Origin of the sequence: Streptomyces sp. NPDC059649 (genome assembly GCF_042734445.1) — a bacterium.
Lineage (GTDB): Bacteria > Actinomycetota > Actinomycetes > Streptomycetales > Streptomycetaceae > Streptomyces.
In genome coordinates this window covers 37,328-63,673 of record NZ_JBHWDV010000043.1, presented here as the reverse complement: position 1 = coordinate 63,673, position 26,346 = coordinate 37,328, and the positions used below count along the sequence as shown (strand labels likewise).

The following is a 26,346-nucleotide window of genomic DNA, read 5'->3' as shown; positions in this document are numbered from 1 at the left end:
TGGCGTCCTCGTTCGTCACCCCTTTCCCAGGACTCTCCTGGAACCGCCGGACAACGCCGGGGTGTCGTGTTCCACGCACCACCGCCACACCCGTCGCCGCTTCGTTCCGCGTCCCGGCGTCGGTCCGCTTCCCTCAGCTTCCGTCAGTCGCCCGCCCCGCACCTGTCGAATCGATCCGTTCGTATCCCGTCCGAGGAGCCCACGCTGTCCGGTGACACCCCGGCCGCCCGGCCGACGCTGCCCCCGCGGCCCGCACGGTGCGGCATACCCTCCCAGGTCCCCTCCGCCGCCCTGCCGCGCCCCCGCCCCGACGGCACGGGGCTGCGCCGCCTCAACGCCCTGGACCGGGACGGCGCCCTGACCGTGCTGCTGGGCTGCTGCGGCAGCCGCCGGTGGGCCGGGCAGCTCGCCGACCGGCGCCCGTACCGGGACCCGGAGGCCCTGCTCGCCGCCGCCGACCGGGCCTTCGCCGCCCTTCCCGCGGCCGATCTGGCCGAGGCGCTCGCCGCCGAGTCCGCCCCGCGACCCCCGGCCGGCACCGGCGGACCCGGCGCACCGGCCGCCCGTACCGCCCTGAATGCCGCATACGCCGCGTACGAGCAGCGCTTCCGTCATGCCTTCGTGATCTGCCTGGACGGCTGCCGGCCGGAGGAGGCGCTCGACCAGATCCTGTTCGGCATCCGCATACGGCTGGGCAACACCCCGGACGAGGAGCGGGCGGTCACCGCGGAGCAGCTGCGGCGGGTGGCCCGCGGCCGGCTGCGCCGCCTCGTGAGCTGAGGCCGGTGCCCGCCGCAGCACGGGCCACAGCTCGCGACGATCGCGCCGTACGCCCCCAAAGGCGGGGTTCGTCCTTGTGTGATAGCCCGTTGGTGCCTGTTTGATCACACCTAAGGACCCCCGCGCGAGGAACCGACAGCTCGTCGATACGATGACGAGCGGCCGGTGGACCGTACCCGGCCGGGCCCGACCGACAGAGAAGCCGGCTGGCGCCCCAATCCCCGCTCCCGGAGGGTTTTTCCGTGCCGGCTGGAACGCTGTACCGCGGCCGGGAAGGCATGTGGTCCTGGGTGGCTCATCGAGTCACTGGCGTCCTCATCTTCTTCTTCCTGTTCGTACACGTCCTCGACACCGCTCTCGTACGCGTCTCCCCCGAGGCGTACGACAACGTCGTTGCGACCTACAAGACGCCGATCGTCAATGTGATGGAGTACGGCCTGGTGGCCGCCATCCTCTTCCACGCGCTGAACGGCCTGCGGGTCGTCCTCGTCGACTTCTGGTCGAAGGGCCCGAGGTACCAGAAGCAGATGCTGTGGACCGTCGTGGGCGTCTGGATCGTGCTGATGGCCGGTGCCTTCTACCCCGTGCTGCAGCACACGCTGCGCACGCTGTTCGGGAGCTGACGCAAGATGTCCGCTGAAACCACCTCCGCAGGCGCCTCGAGCGACGTCCGCCTCTACGACGTGGACAACCCGGCCCCGGTCATCGAGGCACCGCGCAAGCGCACCAAGAAGACCGGCCGCGCCTCCCGGGGCAACTTCGAGATGCAGGCCTGGCTGTTCATGCGGCTGTCCGGCATCGTGCTGGTCGTCCTGGTCCTGGGCCACCTGCTGATCCAGCTCGTGCTCGACGGCGGTGTCTCCAAGATCGGCTTCGCCTTCGTCGCCGGCCGCTGGGCCTCGCCGTTCTGGCAGGTCTGGGACCTGCTGATGCTGTGGCTGGCCATGCTGCACGGCGCCAACGGCCTGCGCACCGTCATCAACGACTACGCGCAGCGGGACAACACCCGCTTCTGGCTGAAGATGCTGCTGTACACCGCGACGGTGTTCACCGTCCTTCTGGGCACGCTGGTGATCTTCACCTTCGACCCGAACATCTCCTGAAGCCGGGGCTGACTGGAACCATGAAGATCCACAAGTACGACACCGTCATCGTCGGCGCCGGTGGCGCGGGCATGCGCGCCGCCATCGAGTCGACGAAGCGCAGCCGCACCGCGGTGCTGACCAAGCTCTACCCCACCCGCTCCCACACCGGCGCCGCCCAGGGCGGTATGGCCGCCGCCCTCGCGAACGTCGAGGAGGACAACTGGGAGTGGCACACCTTCGACACGGTCAAGGGTGGTGACTACCTGGTCGACCAGGACGCCGCCGAGATCCTGGCGAAGGAGGCCATCGACTCGGTCCTCGACCTGGAGAAGATGGGCCTGCCGTTCAACCGCACCCCGGACGGCACGATCGACCAGCGCCGCTTCGGCGGTCACTCCCGTAACCACGGTGAGGCCCCGGTCCGCCGGTCCTGCTACGCGGCCGACCGCACCGGCCACATGATCCTCCAGACGCTGTACCAGAACTGCGTCAAGGAGGGCGTGGAGTTCTTCAACGAGTTCTACGTCCTCGACCAGCTGATCACCGAGGTCGACGGCGTCAAGAAGTCGGCCGGTGTCGTGGCGTACGAGCTGGCCACCGGCGAGATCCACGTCTTCCAGGCGAAGGCCGTCATCTACGCCTCCGGCGGCTGCGGCAAGTTCTTCAAGGTGACGTCGAACGCCCACACCCTGACCGGTGACGGCCAGGCCGCGGTCTACCGTCGTGGGCTGCCGCTGGAGGACATGGAGTTCTTCCAGTTCCACCCGACCGGCATCTGGCGGATGGGCATCCTGCTGACGGAGGGCGCCCGTGGTGAGGGCGGCATCCTCCGCAACAAGGACGGCGAGCGCTTCATGGAGAAGTACGCGCCGGTCATGAAGGACCTCGCGTCCCGTGACGTCGTCTCCCGCTCCATCTACACGGAGATCCGCGAGGGCCGTGGCTGCGGTCCCGAGGGCGACCACGTCTACCTCGACCTCACGCACCTCCCGCCGGAGCAGCTGGACGCCAAGCTCCCGGACATCACCGAGTTCGCGCGCACGTACCTGGGTATCGAGCCCTACACGGACCCGATCCCGATCCAGCCCACCGCGCACTACGCCATGGGCGGCATCCCGACCAACGTCGAGGGTCAGGTCCTGGCGGACAACACCACCGTCGTCCCGGGCCTGTACGCGGCCGGCGAGGTCGCCTGCGTGTCCGTGCACGGCGCCAACCGCCTGGGCACCAACTCCCTGCTGGACATCAACGTCTTCGGCCGCCGGGCCGGTATCGCGGCGGCGGAGTACTCGGCCACCGCCGACTACGTCGAGCTCCCCGAGGACCCGGCGAAGCTGGTCCAGGAGCAGGTCGAGCGGCTGCGCACCTCCGATGGCAGCGAGCGGGTCACCGAGATCCGCAAGGAGCTGCAGGAGACCATGGACGCCAACGTGATGGTGTTCCGCACCGAGCAGACGATCAAGACCGCGGTCGAGAAGATCGGCGAGCTGCGCGAGCGCTACCGGAACGTGTCCATCCAGGACAAGGGCAAGCGGTTCAACACCGACCTGCTGGAGGCCATCGAGCTGGGCAACCTGCTCGACCTGGCCGAGGTCATGGCCGTGTCCGCACTCGCCCGCAAGGAGTCCCGCGGCGGTCACTACCGCGAGGACTACCCCAACCGCGACGACGTCAACTTCATGCGGCACACCATGGCGTACCGCGAGGTGGGCGACGACGGCGCCGAGTCGATCCGTCTCGACTACAAGCCGGTCGTGCAGACCCGCTACCAGCCGATGGAGCGTAAGTACTGATGGCTACCCCGACCCTGGACAAGGCGGCCGAGGCCGACAAGCCCGAGCCCGGCTTCGCCGACTCCCCGTACATCACGGTCACCTTCCGGATCCGCCGGTTCAACCCGGAGGTCTCCGAGGAGGCCAGCTGGCAGGACTTCCAGCTGGAGATCGACCCCAAGGAGCGCGTCCTGGACGCCCTCCACAAGATCAAGTGGGAGCTGGACGGGTCGCTGACCTTCCGTCGTTCCTGCGCCCACGGCATCTGTGGTTCGGACGCCATGCGGATCAACGGCCGCAACCGTCTCGCCTGCAAGACGCTGATCAAGGACATCAACCCGGAGAAGCCCATCACGGTCGAGGCCATAAAGGGCCTGACGGTCCTCAAGGACCTGGTCGTGGACATGGAGCCGTTCTTCCAGGCCTACCGCGATGTGATGCCCTTCCTCATCACGACCGGCAACGAGCCGACCCGTGAGCGTCTGCAGTCCGCCGAGGACCGGGAACGCTTCGACGACACCACCAAGTGCATCCTGTGCGCCGCCTGCACGTCCTCGTGCCCGGTGTTCTGGAACGACGGCCAGTACTTCGGCCCGGCGGCGATCGTCAACGCGCACCGCTTCATCTTCGACTCGCGCGACGAGGGCGGCGAGCAGCGCCTGGAGATCCTCAACGACAAGGACGGCGTCTGGCGTTGCCGGACGACCTTCAACTGCTCCGAGGCCTGCCCGCGTGGCATCGAGGTCACCAAGGCCATCCAGGAGGTCAAGCGGGCGCTGATCACGCGGCGCTTCTAGCACCGACCTTCAGCGCCGGCACGTCCCTGAGGGCCCCGCCCCCGTACGCACGGGAGCGGGGCCCTCCGGCGTGCCCGGCCGCCTCCCGCTCCGCCGCCGGGTACACCAGCACCGGCGGCAGCGCGTCGTCCATCAGCGCGATGGGCACCCGCCGGCAGAAGTACGAGGGGACGAACACCAGCCCCCGCCCCTGGAGGAACAGCTCCCGCTCCACCGGGTACGCCACCTCCAGCACCGGCGGCCGCCAGCGCATCGCCGGCCCGAACGTCCGCAGCATCGCCTCCGCCCCGGACTGCCCCAGGGCGTGGGCCCGCAACGCCCGGTCCGCGCCCACCCGTCCGGCGATCCGCGGCCAGGCCGGCGCGACCGCCAGGTGGTGGTACGTCCGCAGGCTGCGCGCCAGTTGGCGCAGTGCGGCCGGTTCGCCCTCCCCGATCCCGCGCGCCTCGCCCGGCAGTGCCCGGTGGCCGGCCAGCAGCGCCACCTCCGCGCGCAGCCGCTCACGCGGGGTGCGCATCACCGCCTCCAGCCCCGGTTCGACGCCCTCCAGCGCCGCGTAGGGCGTGAGGAAGTCCGGGAAGTAGCCGCGCAGCGGCACCAGCGGGAACAGCGTCCGCAGCGGCCCGGGGCCGTGCCGCACCGCATGCTGCCGCCAGGCGGCCAGCGCCGGCTCACCGCGGTCCTCCCGCAGGATCTGCAGGCTCAGCACGGTCTCCCACAGCGGGTCGGCGCCCTCCGCCACCCTCGTACGCGCCAGATCCTGCCCGGTGAAGTGCACTCGTAACACGGCAGCCCCCTGCTCCCCCGCCGCTCCCCCGAACGGCGTGCACACGAGGATCGGCCGGGCGGGCGGCTCCTGGCAAGCGGAAAGCGCAAGAAGGAGAGGAAAGCGCAAGAAGCTTTACGGCCTTCTTGTGGCGAGGACGACACTTTTGGGACGGGCACGACGTTTTGGGCGGGGCCCGGACCGGTCCGCGGGCCGCCGCGGGTTGGGCGGGGCCCGGACCGGTCCGCGGGCCGCAGGGGTCCCGGCCCGGCCGCGGCGCTCAGGCCGAGCGCAGGGCCCGCACCGCCAGCGCCTCGTCCTCGGCCTGCCGCTGCCGCATGGTCCGCGCATACGCGTCCAGCGCGGCCCGGCGCCGCGCCAACTCGGCCATCTCCGCCTCCAGTTGGGACATCCTGCGCTCCACCACCTCACACGAGTGCGCGCACGGCAGCAGCCCGGGGCCGCCCTGGGCGCAGGGCAGCAGCCCCCGGATCTCGTCGGTGTTCAGGCCCGCGGCGAGCATCTCCCGTACCCGCTGTACGGTCTCCACCGCCTCCTCGCCCCGATAGCGCCGATAGCCGTTCGCGTCCCGCTCGGCGTGCAGCAGGCCCTGCTGTTCGTAGTAGCGCAGCACCCGCGGACTGACCCCCGTACGCCGCGCCAGTTCCCCGATCCGCATCCGATCGACCCCTCCTCGTACCGCCCGACTTGACCTTGACACCGGTGTCACACTGCAACCTCTTCCGCATGACACGGATTCCCGCATCCCCGACCACCCTGCCGAAGCTGTCGACCACCGTCGCCGGTGACCCCGCCGGGCCCGGCCTCCTGCTGGCCCACGGCGCGACCGGCAGCGTCGAGGGCAACTACGGCACCCTCATCCCGGCCCTGACCGCCACCGGCCACCACGTCGTGGCCCCCGACTACCCCGGCTCGGGCAACTCCCCCCGCGCGAGCGGCCCGTTGGAGCTCGATGCCCTGGCCGACGCCCTGGTCGCGGAGGCCACCGCGGCCGGCATGGACACCTTCACCCTGATCGGCTTCTCCATGGGCACCGCCGTCTCCGTGCGGGCCGCGGCCCGGCACCCCGAGCGGGTCCGCGGTCTGATCCTTACGGCCGGTCTGGCCAAGCCGGACGCCCGGACCACGGTCTGGCTCGACCTCTGGCTGCGCCTCCTGGAGCAGGGGGATTACGCCGGCTTCGCCCAGGTGCGGGCCCTCAGCGGCCTGGCCCCCGAGAGCTTCGACGCCCTCTCCCCCGCCGAACGCGCGGCCCTCCTGGACCCCGACCCGTCCCTGCCGCCCGCCGGCTCCGCCGAACAGGCCGCGCTCGTACGCGACCTGGACACCACCGCCGACCTGCCCACGATCACCGTGCCCACCCTGGTCATCGCCACCACCCTGGACACCCTGCTGCACCCGTCCCACTCCCGTTACCTGGCCGACCACATCCCCGGCGCCGAGTACACGGAGATCGCCACCGGCCACCTCCCGATGCTCGAAAGCCCCGAGGAGTGGCAGGAGTTGATCCACACCTTCCTGGCCAAGCACGGGCTGTGAGGTGGGGGTCCGGTACTGACGAACGTTCCTGTCGTCCCCTGACGTTCGTCAGTACCGTCCGCGCACCGCCCTGCTTACGCTCGCCCCATGAATCGCGTGAAACCGATGAATCGTGTGAAACCGAACCGCTTCCGTCACCAACTCCGCCGCGGTGCGGTCGCGTTAGCCCTCGCCGCTACGTTGCCGGTGCCGCTCGCCGGTGCCGCCCTCGCCGCCCCGCACGCGGCCCAGGCGGCGCCGGCCGTCGCCCCGGCCGACGCGGCCGACCCGGCCGCGGTCACGCTCCACCTCCCGCGTCCCACCGGCCGCTACGCCGTCGGACGCGACACCCTGCACCTCACCGACAAGCAGCGCCGGGACCCCTGGGTGCCCGCTGCGGGCGCACGGGAGCTGATGGCCTCGCTGTACTACCCGGCCCGCCCGGGCACCGGCCACCACCGCGCCCCGTACATGAACGCCAAGGAGGCCCAGCTCCTCCTCCGAGGCATCCACCGCGCCGACGCCCCGCTGGCCAAGGCGCTCGCCGCCACCCGTACCCACGCCCGCACCGACGCCCGGCCGGCCCCCGGCACCCACCCGCTGGTGGTCCTCTCCCCCGGCTTCTCCCTCAACCGCGCCACGCTCTCCCTGCTCTCCGAGGAACTCGCCTCGCACGGCTACGTGGTCGCCCTCCTCGACCACGCCCATGAATCCTTCGGCACGGCCTTCCCCGGCGGCCGCACCCTCACCTGCGTCGCCTGCGACACGGTCGAGAAGGCGCCCAGGGACGTACGGAAGCGGCTGATGGCCAAGGTCGCCACCGGCCGCGCCGCCGACATCCGCTTCGTCCTCGATGCCTTGACGGGCGCGGGCAACCACGGGCGGCCCGAACCCCAGGGAACGTACGCGCTCCACGGCAGGCACTCCGCCTGGCGCTACTCCGCCATGATCGACACCCGCCGGATCGGCGTCGCCGGGCACTCCATCGGCGGCAACAGCGCCGCGGCCGCCATGGCGGCCGACCCCCGTGTCCGCGCCGGCATCAACATGGACGGCACGTTCTCCGCGCCCGTCCCCCGCCGCGGGCTCGACGGCCGCCCGTTCCTGATGCTCGGCACGCTCAACGGCCACTCGCCGCACGACGAGGACACCACCTGGCTGCGCGACTGGCGGCGGCTGGACGGCTGGAAGCGCTGGCTCACGGTCCGCGACGCCGGTCACTTCACCTTCATCGACATCCCGGTCCTGGGCGGCCAGCTCGGCGTCACCGACCCCACCGCCCCGCTCCCCGGCAAGCGCTCCGGCGAGATCACCCGCGACTACGTCACCGCGTTCTTCGACCAGCACCTGCGCGGCCTCCCGCGCCCACTGCTGGACGGACCGTCCCCGGCCAATCCGGAGGTGCTGTTCCAGAACCCGTAACGCACCACGAGGGCGTGCGAGGGACACCCCTCACACGCCCTTACTCGCCCTTACTCGCCCTTGTTCGCCCTTACTCGCCCCCGGGCGGGCCGGCTCCCAGCCTGCCCTCAGCCGGCGATCACCTTGTCGAGAAACTCGTCCAGGTTCCGCACCGTGCGCGCGATCCGCGCCTCCAGCGGCAGCGTCTCCTCGTGCCGCCCGGCGAGCTGGGACCGCTTGCGCCCGCGTACGTACAGCGAGCACGCGAGGTCCGCGCAGAGGTACGTCCCGACGGTGTTCCCCTGCCGCCCGGACGGCCCGGCCCGCCGCGCGGCCAGCAGACTGACCCCGGATCCCGGATGCCCGGTCATGCAGACCGAGCAGACCGTCGTCTTGGTGAAGCTCCGCCGCACCCCCTGCGGCACCCTGAGGGTGACGCCGATGAGCCCGTCGCCCCGCGGCGCCACCAGATAACTCCGGTCCGGCGCCCCGGGATCGCGCCACCCCAGGAAGTCCAGGTCCTCCCACGGCAGCCCGGCCAGCCCCACGGGCAGGTTGATCCGGCTCGCCTCCCCCTTCGAGCAATTCACAAAGGAGGCACGTATCGCTTTTTCACCTTGGGGGTCCATAACGGCCGAAGTTAACAGCGCCCCCGCGGGCCCGTCGCTCGTTTTTTCCCGCCACACAGGACCGGGGCCGGCACCGGCCCGGCCTCAGGCCCCCGGCCGCATCATCACCGCACGCTTCGTCCGGTGCGTGAGCTTCGCCTGCTCCGCTCGTGCGAGGCGCTCGGGGTCGGCGTCGTCACGTCGCCCGGCGGACTTGTCCCAGTCCGCCGGCTTCAGGAAGAACATCTCCTTGCCTCCCGGCACCACCATGACGCCGCCGAAGGGCAGGTCGCCGGCGAACCATACGCCGTCTTCCGTGCCCTCCGGCCAACGCCGCCGTCCGGCCGCGTTGACCGCCAGCATCAGCGGCGCCCCGTGCTGCCCACGCGTCGTCACGCGGATCTCGAAGACATTGCCGTACCGGGTCCACCGCTCACGCTTCTTGACCACCCGGGGGTGGAATTCCAGCGGATAGGCGCGGAGGACATTCGCGCACTGCGATCCACGGATTCCGTACATCACCCGATACAGGGTGGAGATGAGAACGAAGACACCGGCAACGATGGGCAGCGTAAGGAAAATCGAGTTCGAGCCCGTCACATGGGACACCACGACCGGGATCGCCACAAGAAGCGCGGAGATCAACAGACGCAAGGCCATAAGTCCGGCCAGGGCACGGTAGTTGGACTTCAACACCTCCGCCGGGTCCGGAGCCTCGTGCGGCGGTGCCGGCGTCTGCGCGTCGTACGCCATGACATCCTCCTTCGGGTTCGGCTGCGACTAACCGAACGGGTTCTTCGCCGTCTCGGCCGCTGCGCCCGGGCCCGTGTCCCCGCCCCCGTCCGCCTCCGTGGCGGACGACGGGTCGAAGAACGACACCGTATGCCCGACACCCAGCAGCACATCGCGGTAGTCGTCGGCCAGTTCCAGAGCAGGCGTGACCAGCTGCACCACGACGATATCGGAGGTGCCCGGGCCCGTTACCGCGATGGTGCCCTGCCAGACCGGGTCCTCCTGAGCACTTCCGTCCTCCTCGGGGGGCCTGCCCGGCGCGACGGTGCACCGGGTCTCGGTGGCCAGGAAGCCCGTACCGCACGGCAGCTCCAGCGGCTGGACGTCCCTGTCCGGGTCCTCGTCGGTCGCCACCGCCATTCTGGCCAGCACCAGGGCCGGGTTCACGCCCGGAGCGGCCACGGTGGAAAACGTCAGAACGGAGGAGGAAAAACCGCCCTCGTCATCCGGGTGCAATCCGATCGCACAGCCCTGGACGTTGTGGGAATTCAGCCCCGTCACCGCACCGGCATAGAACCGGAGCACCCGCTCCGCCGGTCCCCTGACGTCCTCGGGAAGGCCGAGTATGTGGTTCACCAACGCCGTGAGCTGTTCGACCGGAGGGTCGAGCTCCAACGGCAGGTAGCCGTGCGGAAGTCCGTACCAGTAGGCCGGTATCGGGCCGCTCTCCGGCTTTGTCCAGAGATCAGTCACTGCCACTTTCACCTTTCAGGGACCGCATCAACGGGTCTCACAGCCAGCCGAGCAGTCCGGCGATGTCATGGGCCGTGGCAGCGGCCTTGGTGCTCTCCGCGGCGTTGTGGTTCGCCCCTTCCTCCGGAAGAACTCCCAGGCTCTCCATGGACGACATCACATTCGCCCCGACATTCAGACCACCGGCACTGATCGCCCCCATCATTTTGGCGGAACCGCCGGCGGTTGCCCGCGCCGCGTCCCAGGCCTCGGAGACCTCGGTGGCAGCACTCGATTTGAAGGCCGGAACGATTTCCCGGCAGAATGCCGCGCCCTTCTCGGCATTCGACACGCCCACGCCCAGCCGGCCGGCCAGGCCCACGCCCTCGGCGACTTCCCGCCCTGCGGCGGCCAGGGCCGATCCTCCCGGGATCATGCCCACGGTGTCTCCGGCCATGGAGGCGTAGGCGGAGAAGATCTCCATGCCGCTCCCCTTGAACATCAAGGCGTCCCTGAACTTGGGATCGGAGAGGTTATGGGTCATCGACGTGGCGCTCGCCACCACCGCGATCCCGGCGAACAGCGGGGTCAGCGGTGTCGGGAACAGCGCCAGCAGGCCGGCGATCGCCCCGATGGTCCCCGCGTGCTCGTAGAGGAAGTCACCGACCGCCTTGATGCCGTCCCAGATCGCGTCGACGGCCTTGCTCAGCCAGCCCGGTTCCTTCGGCGCCAGCTTGTCCGTGGCGCCGTCGAGTTCCTTGGCGACCGTGCCCGCCTGATCGGCGTGGGTGGTCTCCAGCACCTGGGCCTTGCTCATGACGTCGTTGTACGACTCGTTGGCCTTGTTCAGCTCGCCGGCCGCCGTGTTGAGGTTGCGTTCGGCGGCCCTGAGCCGTTCCGTCGCCGCGTCGGCCTCCGCCTGGGACGGGAACTCCTGCCCGGCGAGCTTGAGGTCCGGATGCTGCGCGGCCTGGGCGTGGGCCGCCTTGGCGCGGGCCACCGCCTCCTTCTTCTCCGCCGCTGCGTCGTCGTACTTCCGCGCCAGATCACGGTTGGACGAAAGGTGCTCGTCCCAGTTCTTCAACTGGGCGGCGGCCTTCTCCAGAGAACGGGCCGCATTCTTGATGTACGTCGGCAATTCGCCGTCGAGCGCCTCACGGAACGCTTCCGCCGCGTCACCCTGCCAATAGCTGCTCTCGCCGATGAGCTGCTGGATCTGGTGGTGGCAGCTGCGCAGGGCGGTCGCCGCGGTGCTGACCTTGTGCTGCAGCGCCCCGACTTCGGCCGGAACGCCGGGCACCGGGTTCCAGCCGAGATGCGGGTAGGGGTTCTCCGCCATTACTTCGCCCCTCCGGCGGACGCCGTCTTCTGCGCGATCTGCGTGAGCGTCTTCTCCAAGGCGTCCTCGATCTCCTGGTAATTCTCCTTGGTCGCCTTCACCCCCTCGCTGATGGCATCGACCATCTTCTTGGTCTGCTCGGACCCGTACTTCCAACGTTCCTGGAATCCGTCGCACGCTTCGTCCAGCCGGCCGGTCCCGATCTGGTCGGCACGCACATGGGCAAGCGCCGCACGGGCCTCGTTGAGCTCGCGAACACAGCCCTCAAGTGTTTTGAGGAACTGGCCCAGTTGATCGACGTCCGTCTTGAACTGCTCCCCCATGGATGGGAACTCCCCGTGATGCGGCCAGCGGTTGATCGTGAAGAAAAGCGTGTGGAAAAACGTAAGGAAGGTCGTGAACAAAGTCGCGAAGAAAGTCGCGAAGAAAGTCGTGGGGAAAAGCGTGAGGAAAACCGTGCGCGGGCCAGCCCTGGCGGAGTGGCCCGCGCGGCCTTACCCCGGCTCAGCCCCAGGCCTGATTGCCCCGGTTGTTGCGGCGGCGGGTGGCGACCACGATGCCGATGATGATGCCGGCGACGATGAGGACACCGAGGGCGATGCCGCCGATGAGGAGGGCTTTGTCCTTGCCGCCCATGGGCGGGTTGGGGTCGGAGCCCTTGTCGGCGCCGGGGACGACGGCCTCCTGCGGCGCCTTGCCCTGCGGCATCGGCAGCGGGCCGGCTGCCGGGCCGGCGGGAATGTCGCGGCGCAGGGCGGGTCCGGGCTGGATGAAGCCGTAGCCGTAGTGGGCGTCCGGAAGCTTGAGGTGCTTGTCCTTCGCGGTCTGCGCGAGACCGGCGGTCTTCACCAGGCGGTTGGCGATCTGACCGGGGGTGAGGTCGGGGAACTTCTGCTTGAGGAGGGCCGCGGCGGCGGACACGTAGGCGGTGGCGGCGGAACTGCCGTCGGCAGTGCGGTAGTCCGTATCGCTCTTGCCCATGGCAACGGGGATCTTCATCCCGGGGGCGAGGAGATCAAGGGTGGAGTTGGCGTTGTTGGCGTCGTCCGGCTCACCGTATTGGTCCACGGAACCGACACCGATGGCACCCGGGCAGGCCGCCGGGTAGTTCTTCTTGGGCAGGCCGTCATTGCCCACGCCGGCCACGACCACGACGCCCTTCTCCACCGCGTAGTGGATCGAGGCGCAGGTGTCGGCGGACGGACTCTCCACGAAGGACATGTTGATGACGTCCGCCCCGTGGTCCACGGCCCACCGCGTCGCTGCTGCACCGTTCTTGTACTGGGGAATGGGCATGATCTTGGCGCCCGGTGCCAGCCCCTTGATGCCCTCCGAGCCACCCGGCCCATGGCCGTGGCCCGCGATGATCGCGGCCATCGCCGTGCCGTGGTCCCGGATGTCCTGCCCCGGGGAGAGTTTCTCCGTTCCGTCCCCGGCCGACGTGTTCGCGAAGTTCTTACCGGCGACGAACTGACCGGTCAGGTCCTGGTGAGTCTGGCGGAACCCACTGTCGAGCACGGCCACCGTCACACCCTTGCCGGTGGCCTCCTTCCAGAGCTGCTGGGCCCCGAACGCCTCCAGCGGCCACTGGCCCTTGCGCACCTGGTCCGCGGAGGCGGTCCCGGCCGCGGACAGCAGCAGTGCTCCGGTCAGCGCAGCACCCACCGTCGCGCGCAGTGTTCGGGTGACCCTCATCCTTCGCTCCTTCTTGCTGTGCTGTCCGACGGCCGTGTTCCGCCTGAGGAAAGGCCCCGCACACATGGGAGTGCGGGGCCTTTCCTCACTGGCCGCATGCGACGTTATCGTCGGCCTACTCGATGACGCGAGGGGCAACGTTACGTTGCGGGTTCCAGGTCTCCTCGTCCTCGACGAGGTAGTCGGGGCGCTGTCCAGTGGTGCGCTCCTTCTCCTTGCCCTTGCCCTTCGCTCCGGCGGCGCCGCCCATCATGCCCGCCTGCTTGCCGCCACGGCTGCGGTGCAGGCCCGAACCGCCCTGCTTCGCACCGCCCGCGGGACCGCCCGGCTTGCCGACCAGCCCGCCGCGGGTACGCGCCTGCGGCCCGCTGCGCCCGGCCGCGCCCTTGATGCCGCCCGTCTTGCCGGCACCGGCGCCCGGCATGCCGCCACGCATCCCGCCGGCACCGCCGACGCCCCGGGATCCGCCCGTGCCGCCCGGCATGCCGATGACACCGGGCGGGAGCGCGCCGCCGGGGAAGCCCCCGGTGCCGCCGGTCACGCCGTGGCTGCCGCCGGTCGTCCCGCCGCTGAAGGTGCCACTGCTCGTCGGCGGGGCGAGGGTGCCGCCCTGCACGCTGTCGAGACCGGTGGTCACGGGCACTTCGGGCCGGTGCAGCTTGGGGCCGTCGAACCCTTCCGGAACGGAACCGCCGCCCGCGCCGTTGGGCATCCGCGGCTGCTGGGACGCAGAGGTGCGAGGGTGGCGATTGCCGCCGATGGCAGGCATGTTCACCGGCGGCGGGGCGGGCTTCGTCGACGGGTGCTTCGGCCAGTCGCCCGAAACTCCGCCCGGGTCGGTCCCGTCCTTCAGCACATCGCCGTTGCCCTGGTAATGCGCTGCGAGCTCTTCCATGACGATGACCGCTTCGACCTGGCGCTCCTTGGTGAGGGACAGGCTGTCCCTGTTGAGCTCCAGCGCCATCCGGGCGTCCATCTTCGGATTGGCCATGTCGTTCTTGAACTGAGTGTCGTCACCACTCTCGTCCATGGCGCGGTCCACCACACCGGGGTCCTTGATCTTCGACATGGCCGTCTTGGCCTCGCGAAGATTGTGCGCGACCCCGGTCTCCGGACCCGAGGCCCTGGTGCCGATCAGGGTGCGCTCGACGACCCGGGCATGGCCGTACGTCCTGTCGATCTTCTCCAGGACCTTGGACGCCTCCCTGCGGAACGCATCGGCAGCCGTACCCTCCCAGTGCGCCGTGGCGTGGTCGACCGCGTCCATGAACGCCTTACGGATGCCGCCGTGGCCGTCCTCGCCGGCCAGCCGGTCGGCGGAGGCCCGCCAGTGGCGACCGGAGGTCTCGATCGCCTCCGGGCTGGCGTGCTCAATCATCGCCCGGAGGGCATTGAGGCCATGGTGATGGAAGTTCGACGGAGACGGGGGAGACAGCACACGGTGGCCCTTGAACGACTTCAGCCGCTCTTCCCGCTCATGGTTCTTGCGCTGCTGCTCCATCGCCTTGGCGTTGTCGTACTCCTGCTTGGCGTCAACCATGCAGGCCCCCCTTCGTCTCCATCTCCGCCCTTCGTGCGCGCGTCCCCGTGTGGTGCTCAGCCATTCATCGAGGTCTTCGTCTGGTGCTCCTGGTCCTCGTACGCGCCCCGGCTGGCTTCCGTCTTCTCGCCGAACTTGTGGATGAGGTCCTGAAGCGCGTTGATGACCTGCGACATGTACGTCTGCATGTCGTCATGGGCCTTCGCGAGGTCGCCCGCCTCAAGGAAATTGTCGCCGAACGCCGACTTCGGAATGGTCGTGCTGTATTTCACCTTCTGGCTGGGTTCGTCCATGTCGCCGCGAAGGTGGCGGAGTTGGCGCACCACGCTGTCCAGTTCGTCGAGATCGACCCTGAAGCGCTCGCTCATTCCTTCTCCCCGTTCCCCGTATGCCCCGGCTCGTTCCCCCACGCACCGCCCCGTGAAGCCGTCGGCAAGGGCAACATAAAGTCAATAAATACTAGGGAGTTGGGTGCCTTCGATGCAAGATCGAAAGTCATGATCTGTCCGATTTAACGCAGGATGGTGCCGCACTTTGTAGAGGGGTTGTTACCTACGGGCGGAACCTACTGCCGACCCTGACCGAAGGCGATCAACACGGGTGGCCATCAAGGCCGGAGGCGATCACATCCGCCTCACGCCCGCCTCACGCCCGTAGGGAGGCCAGTTCGATCACCGTGATGTCCGGGGGCGCGCCCAGGCGTACCGGTGGGCCCCAGGCTCCCGCGCCGCGGGTCACGTACAGCTGGGTGTCGCCGTAGCGCTCCAGGCCCACCACGGTCGGGTTCGTGGCCTCGGCGACGTACGTGAAGGGCCACATCTGGCCGCCGTGGGTGTGGCCGGAGAGCTGGAGGTCCACCCCGTACCGGACGGTGTCGTGGATGGTGACCGGCTGGTGCGCCATGAGGACGACGGCGCGGGCCGGGTCGCGGTCGCCCAGCGCCAAGTCGTAGTCGGGACCGGCGTGTTCGGTCGCACCGGCGAGGTCGTTGACGCCCGCGAGGTCGAAGCCGGGCAGCGCGGTCCGCGCGTTCTCCAGCGGGTGCACACCCAACTCCATTACGTGGTCCACCCATTGGACCGCGCCCGAGTAGTACTCGTGGTTACCCGTGACGAAGTACGTGCCGTGCCGGGCGCGCAGTTCGCGCAGGGGCTCCGCGGCCGGGCCCAGGTCGGCGACGCTGCCGTCGACCAGGTCGCCGACGATGGCGATCAGGTCGGGCGAGGTCCGGTTGATCGTCTCGACGACGCGCCGGGTGTGGGCGCGGCCGAGGATCGGCCCCAGGTGGATGTCGCTGACCACGGCGATCCGGAAGCCGTGCGCGGTGCGCGGCAGTTTGGCCAGCGGCACGGTCACGCGCTTCACGGACGGGCCGCGGAGGGTGGTCGCGGTGCCGTACCCGACGGCGGCCGTGGCGGCGAGGGAAGCCCCGGCGGCCACCGCCCTGGCGAGGAAGAGCCGCCGCGGCGGGGCGGGCAGCGGGGGCAGGGCGGGAGTGCGGGGCGGCAGGAGGGTGGGGGCCGAGGAGGGGCTGGGGGTGGGAGCGGGGGTGGGGGCCGGAGTAGTGGTGGAGGGGGTGGGGGGCGGCTGGGCGGCGTGGGGGGCGTCGGGACGGCCTTCGGGTGGAGGGGGCGAGAGGGTGGCGGGGACCGTGGTGGCCGGTGCTTCGCGCGCCCGGAGGAGGCGCAGACCCACCGCGCGTACGACCTCGCCGGCGAGCAGCGCCAGGACGAGGTACAGCAGCAGGGCCAGCCAGAGGTACCCGGGCCAGGCCAGCGCCTGCTCCAGCACGAATGGGACGCCGGCCCGGCCGGCGAGGAGGGCGCCGAGGGAGAGCAGCGGGAGGACGAAGGCGGCGACGGTGCCGGCGCGGCGGGTCCGGCTGCCGGGTGCCGTGGTGTCGCGGACCAGGCGGCACCAGACGTAGCGGTGCACGCCGAAGAACAGGCCGAGGACCGGCACCGCGACCAGCGCAAAGATCACCGCGTCTCCCGAGTAGTCACCACGTCTCCCGAGTACTCACCGGGCCTCCCGAGTACTCACCGGGCCTCCCGAGTAGTCACCGGGTCGCGCGAGTACTCACCGGGTCACCCGAGTAGTCACCGGGTCGCCCGAGTAGTCACCGGCCCCGGTCCGCACCATGGGCATGGACACGCTATCGGGCGCCCAGCCAGGAACAGGGAAGCGGCACCCGGCCAGGAACAGGGAAGCGGCACCCAGCTGGGGACGGGAAGCGGCAACCAGCTGGGGACGGTGGAAGCCGCACCCGGCCAGCGAGGGCGGCCCGCCGGAGGCCCGGGCGGCCCGCCCCACGCGCTTCGTTCAGGCCCCCGAGGGGGTCAGCTCGCGATCCAGCTCCCGGTCCCGGTCCCGGTCACGGCCCGGTTCCCCTTCCCGGCCCTCGCCCGCTTCGCGGGGAACGGGGACGAACGGACACTGCCATTCGGCGGGCTTGGGGCGGCCGGAATAGCGGCGGGCCTCGGAAAGCTCCTCGTATTCCTGCAAATTCGGATTGATATCGCCCTGCAGCTTGATGTCCTGCTTGCGTATCTTCTCCGCCAGCCGGTCCCACATTCCGGCGCCCTTGATGCGGGCGAACTGCTCGTGGGAGTTGAAGGCCAGCATCGGGAAGGGCGGCCGGCGGCCCCAGCGGCGGTGGGTCTCGTGCAGGCCGATCACGAAGAACGGGTGCCCGGCCACGCTGTACGCGAATTCCTTGGCCTGCGGGTCCGAGGCATAGCCCGGCGCCCACCGGTGGTTCTCCGCGTCCTGCTCGTGCAGCAGCTGGAGCTGCTGCCAGAGGAGTTCCTCGAAGCGCAGTTCGTCCACGCCGCGGGGTTGCTCGAAGGTGGCGATGAAACTGGTGAAGGACCGGGCGCTCCAATCCGCCGAGCCGACGAATTCCGCAAGATCGAGCGCCATCAGCCGGGCGGCCTCCTCGCTCCCCAGCACCTCGTAGTGCCGGTGTGTGATGCCGCCCTGGCGCCAGGCCGAACGGCCCGCCAGGCAGGAGAACCGGTCTCCCAGGATGAACGCCTCGACCTCACCACGCGCGTCCGACGTCATGGTCAGCCTTCCTTCCACCAACATGCCTCCTCGACGGGAGATCATCTCCTTCACGCATCCGAAAGCACCCACCCCGCAGCGGCGGCACCCGGGACCGGGGACGGCGCACGGCAGCCGTGACCGCACCCGGGCAGCGCCGGGTCCGCGGAAGACGGGGGAAGTCGCCCGGTGATTGTGACTGGCGGAAGCGTCTCTGGGAAAACCCCCACAGCAAAATTGCTCGCGACGAATCGCTCACATTCCGGGGCGATTACGGCGGTTCACGGTGGGTGAGGGGGCCGGCAGGCCGGCCCGCGAGCGGCCCGCTCCGCCGACCGCCCGCTACTTGTCCCCCGCCTCGCGCCGCAGGGCCCGTACGCCACGGAACCCGATGACGCCGATTGCCGTCCCCAAGAGAAAGGACGTCACGGCCAGCAGCAGATGGACCCAGAAGTACGCCGTCGGGTCGCCGGCGTCGTTGAAGGCCAGACCGCTCCCGTCCTTGCAGAGGTTTTTGACGAAAGTGATCCAGATGAACCAGCTCCAGACCCCGAAGGCGAGCAGGAACCAGGACACGGGGCGAGAGAGCTTCATGGGTTCCAGTATGGGCAGCGGCTCCATCCGGCCGTCGGGAGGGGCACTCTTCCGTGGGGTGCTGTCGGCGACCCGGGCAAAGAGGGGTACGTTCAGCGACGTGCCGACGACCTTCAGTGCTTACACGGCTTCCGTCCCTGCCCGCCCCTCCACGTCCCCCGGCGCGGCGGTGCGCCGCGGCCGGTCCCTGCGTACCGCCGCCGCACTGGCCGTCTCCGGGCTGCTGGCCTCTCCGTTGCTGACCGGCACCGCGTACGCCGACCCGAAGGACCCCAAGGCCCCCGCACCGCCGGCCAAGATGTCGCAGATCGGCGGGGAGCGGCTGGGCACGCCCGGCGTACAGGTGCAGTTGAAGCCCGGTGCGCCGAAGCTGCCGGGGCCGGACGCGCTGACCGCGCGGTCCTGGATCATCTCGGACGCCGCGTCCGGCAAGGTGCTGGCCGCGAAGAACGCGCACTGGCAGCTGGCGCCCGCGAGCACGCTGAAGATGCTGTTCGCGGACACCGTCATGCCGAAGTTCCCGAAGAACCAGAAGCACACGGTCAAGCCCGCCGACCTCGCCGGCATGGGCGTGGGCAGCAGCCTGGTCGGGATAAAGGAGAACCTGACCTACACGGTCCACGACCTGTGGCTCGGGGTCTTCCTGCGTTCCGGGAACGACGCGGTGCACACGCTCTCGGCGATGAACGGCGGGACGAAGGCCACCGTGCAGCAGATGCAGCAGCACGCGAAGGAACTGAACGCCAACGACACGCATGTCGTCACGCCGGACGGTTACGACGCGCCGGGGCAGGTCTCCAGCGCGTACGACCTGACCCTGTTCGCCCGGGCCGGGCTGCGAAACCCCGACTTCCGCGAGTACTGCTCGACCGCGAGCGCCCAGTTCCCCGGGGACAAGGGCAAGGGCGGCAAGCGGGCGACGTTCGGGATCCAGAACACCAACCGCCTGCTGAGCGGGGATTACGACATCAAGCCGTATCCCGGGATCGCGGGTGTGAAGAACGGGTCGACCACCAACGCCGGCTCGACCTTCACCGGGGTGGCGCAGCGCGGTGACCGCAAGCTGCTGGTCACGGTCATGAACCCGGAGAAGAAGGTGCACAACGAGGCCTATCGCGAGGCCGCCAGCCTGCTCGACTGGGGTTTCGCGGCGGCCGACAAGGTCGAGCCGGTCGGCCGGCTGGTCGGGCCGCGCAGCGAGGACGACGGCACCGGCGCGGTGAGCGCCCAGGGCAAGCGCCACAAGGGCGGGCACGGCAGCACCCAGGCGGCGCTGGACGGCACCGGGCCGGGCGCCACCTGGACCGCGGTGGGGATCACCGGCGGTGCGGTGGTGGTGCTCGGCGCGGTGGCGCTGGTGGTACGTCGGCGTCGCGCCGCGAAGTGAGCCGGGCGGAGGGGGCGGCAGGCGGGCGGGACGGCGGGTGAATCGGGCGGCAGCCGGGCGGGACGGCGGGTGAATCGGGCGGCAGCCGGGCGGGACGGCGGGTGAATCGGGGGGCGGGTGAACCGTGGGTCAGGCCAGGGCCTGACCCATCGGACAGGCCCTAAGCGGCCTTGGCCCCGGCTTCCGTGGCCCCTGGCCCCGTGTCGCCGGTGTCGTCCGCCCCGTTCGTCTCCTCCCCCTCCGTGGCCGTCCACGAGGCGCAGTAGACCAGCAGCTTCGCGGTGAAGTTGATCCACAGCAGAAGCGCGATCGGAGTGCCGAAGGCGCCGTACATGCTGCGTCCGGCGACGGCCTGGAGATAGCCGCTGAGCAGCAGCTTCAGCAGTTCGAAGCCGATCGCGCCGAGCAGGCCGGCGATGACCACGGCGCGGCGCGGCGGGTGGGCGCCGGGCAGTTTGGTCAGGACGTAGACGAGCAGCAGGAAGTCCGCGAGGACGGCGATGCAGAAGCCGGCGGCGGACAGCAGTACGGTGCCGATGCCGCCCTCCGCCAGACCCATCGCCTGCGCCGCCTTGCCGACCGCGGAGGACGCGAAGGCCGAGCAGGCGAACGAGAGCAGGGCGACGCCGCCGAGCCCCAGCAGCAGGGCGCCGTCCCGGAGTTTGCCGAGGAGGAAGTTGGTGTCGTCGTCGCCCTTCTCCCATACGGCGCGCAGGCAGTCGCGCAGTGAGTCGACCCAGCCGATGCCGGTGAGCAGCAGCGCGGCACCGGCGACCAGCCCGATCGTGGCGGCGTTGTCGACGAGCCCGGCGATGTCCATCTGCCCGGAGATGCCGGGGAGCTGCTCGGCGAGCTTGCCTTCCAGCTTGTGCAGGTCCCGGTCGCTGAGCAGTGCGGCGCCGATCGCGGCGGCCAAGGTGAGCAGCGGGAAGAGGGCGACGAAGCTGGTGAAGGTGATCGCGGCGGCCAGCCGGGTCCAGTGCACCCGGAGCATCCGTTCGTAGGCGTGCCAGAGGTGAGTGGTCATCAGCCAGCCGACGGCCGGCCCGACCACCGGCAGTTTCCTCAACCAGTCCACGGCGTTCCCCTCGTACGGCAGTCGGTCACCGGTGATCCGGAACCTTAGAGTCCGACTACCCCGTAACGCCCTTCGGACATCCGGCCGACGGCAGCCTCGCCGCGGGACCGGCCGACGGCAGCCTCACCTCAGCAGGAAGGGGCCGGGACCGGAGTCAGCAGGAAGGGGCCGGGGGGCGGGAGAGGTCGGCGGCCTGGCGGGGGACGGAGGGGGCCTGCGGGCCGAAGGGGTACTCGCGCTCCAGGCGCCAGACGGCGTCCGCGCCCTGCTGGTAGAGGGCGAACCCGGCGATCGTCCAGGTCGCGGAGAAGTCCGCGAGCTCGGCCCGGGCCCGGTCCATGGCGTCCTCGTCGATGCCGTGCGCGACCGTCACATGCGGGTGGTACGGGAACTGCAGCTCACGGGCGCACGGGCCGGAGGCGGCACGGACCCGGGCCTGGAGGGCGGTGCAGCCGGCCGCGCCCTCGGTGACCTTCACGTAGACGACCGGGGAGAGCGGGCGGAAGGTGTCGGTGCCCTGCAGCCGGAGCGGGAAGGGGCGGGAGGCGGCCGCGACCCCGGCGAGGTGGCGCTCGATCGCGGGCAGCGCGTCGGCCTGGACCTCCGTGGGCGGGAGGAGGGTGATGTGGGTGGGGATGCCGTGTGCGGCAGGGTCCCCGAAGCCCGCGCGCTTCCGCTGGAGGAAGCTGCCGTACGGCTCCGGGACCGCGATCGAAACGCCCAGCGTTACGGTCCCCACTGCGTTCTCCCTCCTGACGTGTGTGCGGCGCGCTCGCGCACCCTCTTAGTGTGCCGGGTACGCGGCCCGTACGGGGAGCGCACCCGGCCCCCGGACGGCCGGGCCGTTGTGCCCCCGTGAGTGGGGGCGGCGGTCCTGGCGGGGGCCGCGCGGCCGGCCGGGGCGGGCCGCGCGGACCGTTCCGTCAGTGCTTGGCGGGCAGCAGCCCGAGCCGGTCGTACGTGGTGGCGAGGGTCTCCGCGGCGACCGAGCGGGCCTTCTCCGCGCCCTTGGCCAGCAGGGCGTCCAGCGTCTCGGGGTCGTCGAGGAACTCCCGCGTACGGTCCCGGAACGGTGTGACGAAGTCGACCATCACTTCGGCGAGATCCGTCTTGAGGGCGCCGTACATCTTGCCCTCGTAGGACTTCTCCAGGTCCGGGATGGAGGTGCCGGTGAGGGTGGAGAGGATGCTGAGGAGATTGCTGACGCCGGGCTTGGCCTCGCGGTCGAAGCGGATCACCGTGTCGGTGTCCGTCACGGCGCTCTTGACCTTCTTCGCGGTGACCTTGGGGTCGTCGAGCAGGTCGATGATGCCCTTGGGCGAGGACGCCGACTTGCTCATCTTGATCGACGGTTCCTGAAGATCGAAGATCTTCGCCGTCTCCTTGAGGATGTACGGGTTCGGGATCGCGAAGGTGTCGCCGTAGCGGGTGTTGAAGCGGTCCGCGAGGTCGCGGGTCAGCTCCAGGTGCTGGCGCTGGTCCTCGCCGACCGGGACCTGATCGGCCTGGTAGAGGAGGATGTCGGCGACCATCAGCACGGGGTAGGTGAACAGGCCGACGGTGGTGCGGTCCGCGCCCTGCTTGGCCGACTTGTCCTTGAACTGGGTCATCCGGGAGGCCTCGCCGAAGCCGGTGACGCAGTTCATGACCCAGGCGAGCTGGGCGTGCTCGGGCACATGGCTCTGGACGAAGAGCGTGCAGCGCTCCGGGTCGAGGCCGGCCGCGAGCAGCTGGGCGGCGGCGATCCGGGTGTTGCGGCGCAGTTCCGCCGGGTCCTGCGGGACGGTGATCGCATGGAGGTCGACGACCATGTAGAAGGCGTCGTGGGACTCCTGGAGGTCCACCCACTGGCGCACCGCGCCGAGGTAATTGCCGAGGTGGAAGGAGCCGGCGGTGGGCTGGATACCGGAGAGCACACGCGGACGATGCTGCATGGCGGAGCCATTCCCCTGGGGGCGGTGGTGGGCGACGGGCGGGCGATCGAGAGCCATGGGATTGATTGTCTCAGGTCGCGGGGGGCGGGAGGGCGGGGGCCAGTAGGGGTGGTCCCTTAGGGGGCCTCGCGGTGATCCCGTAGGGGGCCTCACGGTGGCCCGCAGGGGGTTCTCACGGTGGCCCGCAGGGGTTTCTCGAACGCATCCCGTAGGGGATGGCGAGGCCCCCTGCGGGGCCACAACGTGCAGGTGGGGGCGGGTATTCCCGGGGCTCGGGGGGTCCGCGACGGTCGAGGGAGCGGGAGGCCCCAGCCGTCAGGGACCACCGGCGGTTGCCCCCGACGGCCAGGCGGTGGTTACTCCCCGACCGCCAGCCCCGGTGCCGGGTAGGTGGCCATCAGCTCGGCGACCTCCGTGCGGATCACCGTGAGGGCGTCCTCGTCGCCCTTTGCCGCGGCCTGGACACCGCGGTCGATCCACTCCGCGACCTGCGGCATCCGGTCCGTGCCCAGGCCGCGGGAGGTGAGGGCCGGGGTGCCGATGCGGATGCCGGAGGGGTCGAAGGGCTTGCGGGGGTCGAAGGGGACGGTGTTGTAGTTGACGACGATGCCGGCCCGGTCCAGGGCCTTGGCGGCGACCTTGCCGGGGACGTCCTTCGAGGTGAGGTCGATCAGCACCAGGTGGTTGTCGGTGCCGCCGGAGACCAGGTCGTAGCCGCGGGCCAGCAGGGCCTCGGCGAGCGCCTTGGCGTTGGCGACGACGGCGTGCGCGTACTCCCGGAAGGACGGCGCGGCGGCCTCGTGCAGGGCGACCGCGATGGCGGCCGTGGTGTGGTTGTGCGGCCCGCCCTGCAGCCCCGGGAAGACCGCCTTGTCGACGGCCTTGGCGTGGCTCGCCCGGGACATCAGCATCGCGCCGCGCGGCCCGCGCAGGGTCTTGTGGGTGGTGGTGGAGATGACGTCCGCGTGCGGCACGGGCGAGGGGTGGGCGCCGCCCGCGACCAGCCCGGCGATGTGCGCGATGTCCGCGACGAGGACGGCGCCGACCTCGCGGGCGATCTCGCCGAACGCGGCGAAGTCGATGGTGCGCGGGACGGCCGTACCGCCACAGAAGATGATCTTCGGGCGTTCCTTGCGGGCGAGGTCGCGCACCTCGTCGAAGTCGATGAGCGCGGTGTCGGCGCGTACGCCGTACTGGACGCCGCGGAACCACGTGCCGGTCGCCGAGACGCCCCAGCCGTGCGTGAGGTGGCCGCCCATCGGCAGCGCCATGCCGAGCACGGTGTCGCCCGGTTCGGCGAACGCGAGGTAGGCGGCGAGGTTGGCCGGCGAGCCCGAGTACGGCTGGACATTGGCGTGTTCGACGCCGAAGACGGCCTTGGCGCGCTCGACGGCCAGGGTCTCGACGCGGTCGATGTTCTGCTGGCCTTCGTAGTAGCGACGGCCCGGGTATCCCTCGCTGTACTTGTTCTGCAGGACCGTGCCGGTGGCTTCCAGGACGGCGGCGGAGACGTAGTTCTCGCTGGGGATCAGCCGCAGCGTGTCGGCCTGGAGCTGTTCCTCGGCGCCGACCAGCGCGGCGAGTTCGGGGTCGGCGGCGCTCAGCGCGGGATGGGAGAGGGATGCGGACTGCGGGTGTGCCGGCTGCGGGTGCGCGGACTGCGGAAATGACATGGCGTCCTCCGGGGCGGTCGATCGGTGGTCCGGTCGTGGTCCCGGGGTGCCCAGGCGGGGCGACACCTCGTGGCGGTGGCCACGCAGCGCTCCCTCGGGGTCGTTTCCCCGTACGCCAGTCGCGATGCGCACCGCCGAGTCTAGACGGCCGCGCACGTCCCGGTGCCGGGAACACCCGCTCCGCGCCACGTCCCGGTGCCAGGAACACCCGCTCCGCGTCACGGCCCGGTGACGGGAACACCCGCTCCGCGTCACGGCCCGGTGACAGGAATGCACAGCGGCCCGCCGCCGGGAACGCCCCACGGCCCGGTGCCGGGAATACCCGATCGCCCCGGTGGCTTCCGGGCGAACCGACTGAGGGGCAATATAGAGGGGCATATGGGGCACCTCACTCCATGCACCCCGTACGGTCTACCGGAACGGAGTCACGGTGACGTCCACGGAACCCGGCATCGCAGGCGCCCTCGCCGCCGCCGAAGCCCACAGCGCGCACAACTACCATCCGCTCCCCCTGGTCGTGGCGACCGCCGAGGGTGCCTGGATGACGGACGTGACGGGCCGGCGCTACCTGGACATGCTCGCCGGGTACTCCGCGCTCAACTTCGGGCACGGCCACCCGCGGCTGCTGGCCGCCGCCCGCGCCCAGCTGGAACGGGTCACCCTCACCTCACGCGCCTTCCACCACGACCGGTTCGGCGACTTCTGCGCCCAGCTGGCCGAGCTGTGCGGGATGGAGCTGGTGCTGCCGATGAACACCGGCGCCGAGGCGGTGGAGACCGCGCTGAAGACCGCCCGCAAGTGGGGCTACCAGGTCAAGGGCGTCCCGGACGGCCAGGCGAAGATCATCGTCGCGGACGGCAACTTCCACGGCCGGACCACCACCATCGTCTCGTTCTCCACCGACCCCGAGGCCCGCGCCGGCTTCGGCCCGTACACCCCCGGCTTCGAGATCGTCCCCTACGGCGATCTGGCGGCGATGGAGGCGGCGGTCGACGAGCGGACCGTCGCGGTGCTGCTGGAGCCGATCCAGGGCGAGGCGGGCGTACGGGTACCGCCGCCCGGCTATCTGGCGGGCGTACGGGAGCTGACCCGGCGCCGGAACGTGCTGTTCGTCGCCGACGAGATCCAGTCCGGGCTGGGCCGCACCGGCCGGACCTTCGCCTGTGAGCACGAGGGCGTGGAGCCCGATGTGTACGTGCTCGGCAAGGCGCTGGGCGGCGGTGTGGTGCCGGTGTCGGCGGTGGTGTCCTCGCGCGAGGTGCTGGGGGTCTTCGCCCCGGGCGAGCACGGCTCGACGTTCGGCGGGAACCCGCTCGCCTGCGCGGTCGCGCTGGAGGTGATCGCGCTGCTGCGGACCGGCGAATACCAGGAACGGGCAACGGAGTTGGGCGAGCATCTGCACAGCGAGCTGGGGCTGCTGGTGGCCAGCGGGGCGGTGGACGCGGTGCGCGGCCGCGGACTGTGGGCGGGCGTGGACATCAACCCGTCCCACGGCACCGGGCGCGCGGTCTCCGAGCAGCTGATGGCGCGCGGCGTCCTGGTCAAGGACACCCACGGCGCGACGATCCGGCTCGCGCCGCCCCTGATGATCAGCAAGGAGGACCTGGACTGGGGACTGGAACGGCTGCGGAACGTCCTGGGGGCGTGACGGCAGAGCGTGACGGCAGGGCGTGACGGGGGTCGACGGGGGCATGCGGGGGCGGCGGACGTGCAGCGGACGGCCGGCGGCGGGCGCGAGGCCCTGGCCGCCCGCTGTGCCAGGCGGGGACGTCGAGAGGCGAGCCACGTACGGGCGCCGCGTACGGAGGGCGCGTGGCGGGTGCCCCGTACAACAGCCGAGCTTCAGCCG

At 70.6% G+C, this 26,346-nt stretch carries 26 protein-coding genes; 9 read left to right on the top strand and 17 right to left on the bottom strand.

The features are described from left to right. Positions 1-66: 66 nt before the first annotated feature. The 5 genes from ACFV1J_RS31850 (at position 67) to ACFV1J_RS31830 (ending at position 4,434) form a co-directional block, all read left to right on the top strand. Positions 67-780 carry a 2-oxo-4-hydroxy-4-carboxy-5-ureidoimidazoline decarboxylase gene (locus ACFV1J_RS31850; RefSeq protein WP_385863900.1) on the top strand — a complete coding sequence of 238 codons (714 nt, stop codon included), beginning with the start codon at positions 67-69 and terminating at the stop codon, positions 778-780. Positions 781-1,022: 242 nt separating this feature from the next. Continuing rightward, positions 1,023-1,403, top strand: a complete 381-nt coding sequence (gene sdhC / locus ACFV1J_RS31845; RefSeq protein ID WP_385863899.1) for a succinate dehydrogenase, cytochrome b556 subunit — start codon at positions 1,023-1,025, stop codon at positions 1,401-1,403. Between the two features lie 6 nt (positions 1,404-1,409). Then, positions 1,410-1,883 (top strand): succinate dehydrogenase hydrophobic membrane anchor subunit, encoded by a 474-nt coding sequence (locus ACFV1J_RS31840; protein WP_385863897.1) that lies wholly within the window; start codon positions 1,410-1,412, stop codon positions 1,881-1,883. Positions 1,884-1,903: 20 nt separating this feature from the next. Beyond that, positions 1,904-3,658 (top strand): succinate dehydrogenase flavoprotein subunit, encoded by a 1,755-nt coding sequence (sdhA, locus tag ACFV1J_RS31835; RefSeq protein ID WP_385863894.1) that lies wholly within the window; start codon positions 1,904-1,906, stop codon positions 3,656-3,658. Then, positions 3,658-4,434 (top strand): succinate dehydrogenase iron-sulfur subunit, encoded by a 777-nt coding sequence (locus ACFV1J_RS31830; RefSeq protein WP_385863892.1) that lies wholly within the window; start codon positions 3,658-3,660, stop codon positions 4,432-4,434. Before sdhA ends, ACFV1J_RS31830 begins: the two co-directional genes overlap by 1 nt. Here ACFV1J_RS31830 and ACFV1J_RS31825 read toward each other — a convergent pair. Continuing rightward, positions 4,418-5,221, bottom strand: coding sequence for a hypothetical protein (locus tag ACFV1J_RS31825; protein WP_385863890.1), 804 nt, complete (start codon positions 5,219-5,221; stop codon positions 4,418-4,420). The genes ACFV1J_RS31830 and ACFV1J_RS31825 overlap by 17 nt on opposite strands. A gap of 259 nt (positions 5,222-5,480) precedes the next feature. Then, positions 5,481-5,879: a MerR family transcriptional regulator gene (locus ACFV1J_RS31820; RefSeq protein WP_385863888.1), complete on the bottom strand. Its 399-nt coding sequence runs from the start codon at positions 5,877-5,879 to the stop codon at positions 5,481-5,483. A 68-nt stretch (positions 5,880-5,947) separates the two neighbouring features. Here ACFV1J_RS31820 and ACFV1J_RS31815 point away from each other — a divergent pair, with 68 nt between their 5' ends. Together ACFV1J_RS31815 and ACFV1J_RS31810 are read left to right on the top strand one after the other, a co-directional pair. Next, positions 5,948-6,760 (top strand): alpha/beta fold hydrolase, encoded by an 813-nt coding sequence (locus ACFV1J_RS31815; RefSeq protein ID WP_385863886.1) that lies wholly within the window; start codon positions 5,948-5,950, stop codon positions 6,758-6,760. Positions 6,761-6,865: 105 nt separating this feature from the next. After that, on the top strand, positions 6,866-8,161 hold the full coding sequence (locus ACFV1J_RS31810; RefSeq protein ID WP_385863884.1) for an alpha/beta hydrolase family protein: 1,296 nt from the start codon (positions 6,866-6,868) through the stop codon (positions 8,159-8,161). Positions 8,162-8,268: 107 nt separating this feature from the next. On the opposite strand, the gene ACFV1J_RS31805 is transcribed toward ACFV1J_RS31810, so the two are convergent. The 11 genes from ACFV1J_RS31805 to ACFV1J_RS31755 all read right to left on the bottom strand — a co-directional run bounded on the left by ACFV1J_RS31805 (position 8,269) and on the right by ACFV1J_RS31755 (position 18,425). After that, positions 8,269-8,769 (bottom strand): FBP domain-containing protein, encoded by a 501-nt coding sequence (locus ACFV1J_RS31805; RefSeq protein WP_385863882.1) that lies wholly within the window; start codon positions 8,767-8,769, stop codon positions 8,269-8,271. An 84-nt stretch (positions 8,770-8,853) separates the two neighbouring features. Further along, positions 8,854-9,501 carry a hypothetical protein gene (locus ACFV1J_RS31800; RefSeq protein ID WP_385863881.1) on the bottom strand — a complete coding sequence of 216 codons (648 nt, stop codon included), beginning with the start codon at positions 9,499-9,501 and terminating at the stop codon, positions 8,854-8,856. Between the two features lie 27 nt (positions 9,502-9,528). Next, positions 9,529-10,233 (bottom strand): hypothetical protein, encoded by a 705-nt coding sequence (locus ACFV1J_RS31795; protein WP_385863879.1) that lies wholly within the window; start codon positions 10,231-10,233, stop codon positions 9,529-9,531. 37 nt (positions 10,234-10,270) lie between these two features. Further along, entirely contained in the window at positions 10,271-11,551 is a 1,281-nt protein-coding gene (locus ACFV1J_RS31790; protein ID WP_385863877.1) for a putative T7SS-secreted protein, read from the bottom strand. After that, positions 11,551-11,955, bottom strand: a complete 405-nt coding sequence (locus ACFV1J_RS31785; protein ID WP_385863875.1) for a hypothetical protein — start codon at positions 11,953-11,955, stop codon at positions 11,551-11,553. Before ACFV1J_RS31785 ends, ACFV1J_RS31790 begins: the two co-directional genes overlap by 1 nt. A gap of 100 nt (positions 11,956-12,055) precedes the next feature. Beyond that, the gene (locus ACFV1J_RS31780) at positions 12,056-13,246 is read right to left on the bottom strand and encodes a S8 family serine peptidase (RefSeq protein ID WP_385863874.1); all 1,191 of its coding nucleotides are present in this window, start codon (positions 13,244-13,246) and stop codon (positions 12,056-12,058) included. A 115-nt stretch (positions 13,247-13,361) separates the two neighbouring features. Continuing rightward, a complete protein-coding gene (locus tag ACFV1J_RS31775) occupies positions 13,362-14,786 on the bottom strand; it encodes a hypothetical protein (RefSeq protein WP_385863872.1) in 1,425 nt (474 codons plus the stop codon). 56 nt (positions 14,787-14,842) lie between these two features. Then, positions 14,843-15,154: a hypothetical protein gene (locus ACFV1J_RS31770; protein WP_385863870.1), complete on the bottom strand. Its 312-nt coding sequence runs from the start codon at positions 15,152-15,154 to the stop codon at positions 14,843-14,845. Between the two features lie 277 nt (positions 15,155-15,431). After that, positions 15,432-16,769 (bottom strand): metallophosphoesterase, encoded by a 1,338-nt coding sequence (locus tag ACFV1J_RS31765; RefSeq protein ID WP_385863868.1) that lies wholly within the window; start codon positions 16,767-16,769, stop codon positions 15,432-15,434. Between the two features lie 339 nt (positions 16,770-17,108). Then, complete coding sequence (gene gntA / locus ACFV1J_RS31760) at positions 17,109-17,852, bottom strand: guanitoxin biosynthesis heme-dependent pre-guanitoxin N-hydroxylase GntA (protein ID WP_385863867.1); 744 nt, start codon at positions 17,850-17,852, stop codon at positions 17,109-17,111. 321 nt (positions 17,853-18,173) lie between these two features. Next, positions 18,174-18,425 carry an SCO4848 family membrane protein gene (locus ACFV1J_RS31755; protein WP_385863865.1) on the bottom strand — a complete coding sequence of 84 codons (252 nt, stop codon included), beginning with the start codon at positions 18,423-18,425 and terminating at the stop codon, positions 18,174-18,176. Between ACFV1J_RS31755 and ACFV1J_RS31750 the strand changes: the two genes are divergently transcribed. Beyond that, positions 18,424-19,812: a D-alanyl-D-alanine carboxypeptidase family protein gene (locus ACFV1J_RS31750; protein ID WP_385863863.1), complete on the top strand. Its 1,389-nt coding sequence runs from the start codon at positions 18,424-18,426 to the stop codon at positions 19,810-19,812. The genes ACFV1J_RS31755 and ACFV1J_RS31750 overlap by 2 nt on opposite strands. Positions 19,813-19,972: 160 nt before the next feature. Here the strand turns inward: ACFV1J_RS31750 and ACFV1J_RS31745 are convergent, their stop codons facing one another. The 4 genes from ACFV1J_RS31745 to glyA all read right to left on the bottom strand — a co-directional run bounded on the left by ACFV1J_RS31745 (position 19,973) and on the right by glyA (position 24,497). Next, on the bottom strand, positions 19,973-20,890 hold the full coding sequence (locus tag ACFV1J_RS31745) for a YihY/virulence factor BrkB family protein (protein ID WP_385863861.1): 918 nt from the start codon (positions 20,888-20,890) through the stop codon (positions 19,973-19,975). Positions 20,891-21,044: 154 nt separating this feature from the next. After that, the gene (locus tag ACFV1J_RS31740) at positions 21,045-21,629 is read right to left on the bottom strand and encodes a 2'-5' RNA ligase family protein (protein WP_385863859.1); all 585 of its coding nucleotides are present in this window, start codon (positions 21,627-21,629) and stop codon (positions 21,045-21,047) included. A 184-nt stretch (positions 21,630-21,813) separates the two neighbouring features. Continuing rightward, a complete protein-coding gene (trpS, locus tag ACFV1J_RS31735) occupies positions 21,814-22,824 on the bottom strand; it encodes a tryptophan--tRNA ligase (RefSeq protein WP_385863914.1) in 1,011 nt (336 codons plus the stop codon). Positions 22,825-23,180: 356 nt separating this feature from the next. Then, a complete protein-coding gene (glyA, locus tag ACFV1J_RS31730) occupies positions 23,181-24,497 on the bottom strand; it encodes a serine hydroxymethyltransferase (protein ID WP_385863857.1) in 1,317 nt (438 codons plus the stop codon). Between the two features lie 430 nt (positions 24,498-24,927). Here glyA and rocD point away from each other — a divergent pair, with 430 nt between their 5' ends. After that, the gene (gene rocD, locus ACFV1J_RS31725) at positions 24,928-26,145 is read left to right on the top strand and encodes an ornithine--oxo-acid transaminase (RefSeq protein WP_385863855.1); all 1,218 of its coding nucleotides are present in this window, start codon (positions 24,928-24,930) and stop codon (positions 26,143-26,145) included. Positions 26,146-26,346: the final 201 nt, after the last annotated feature.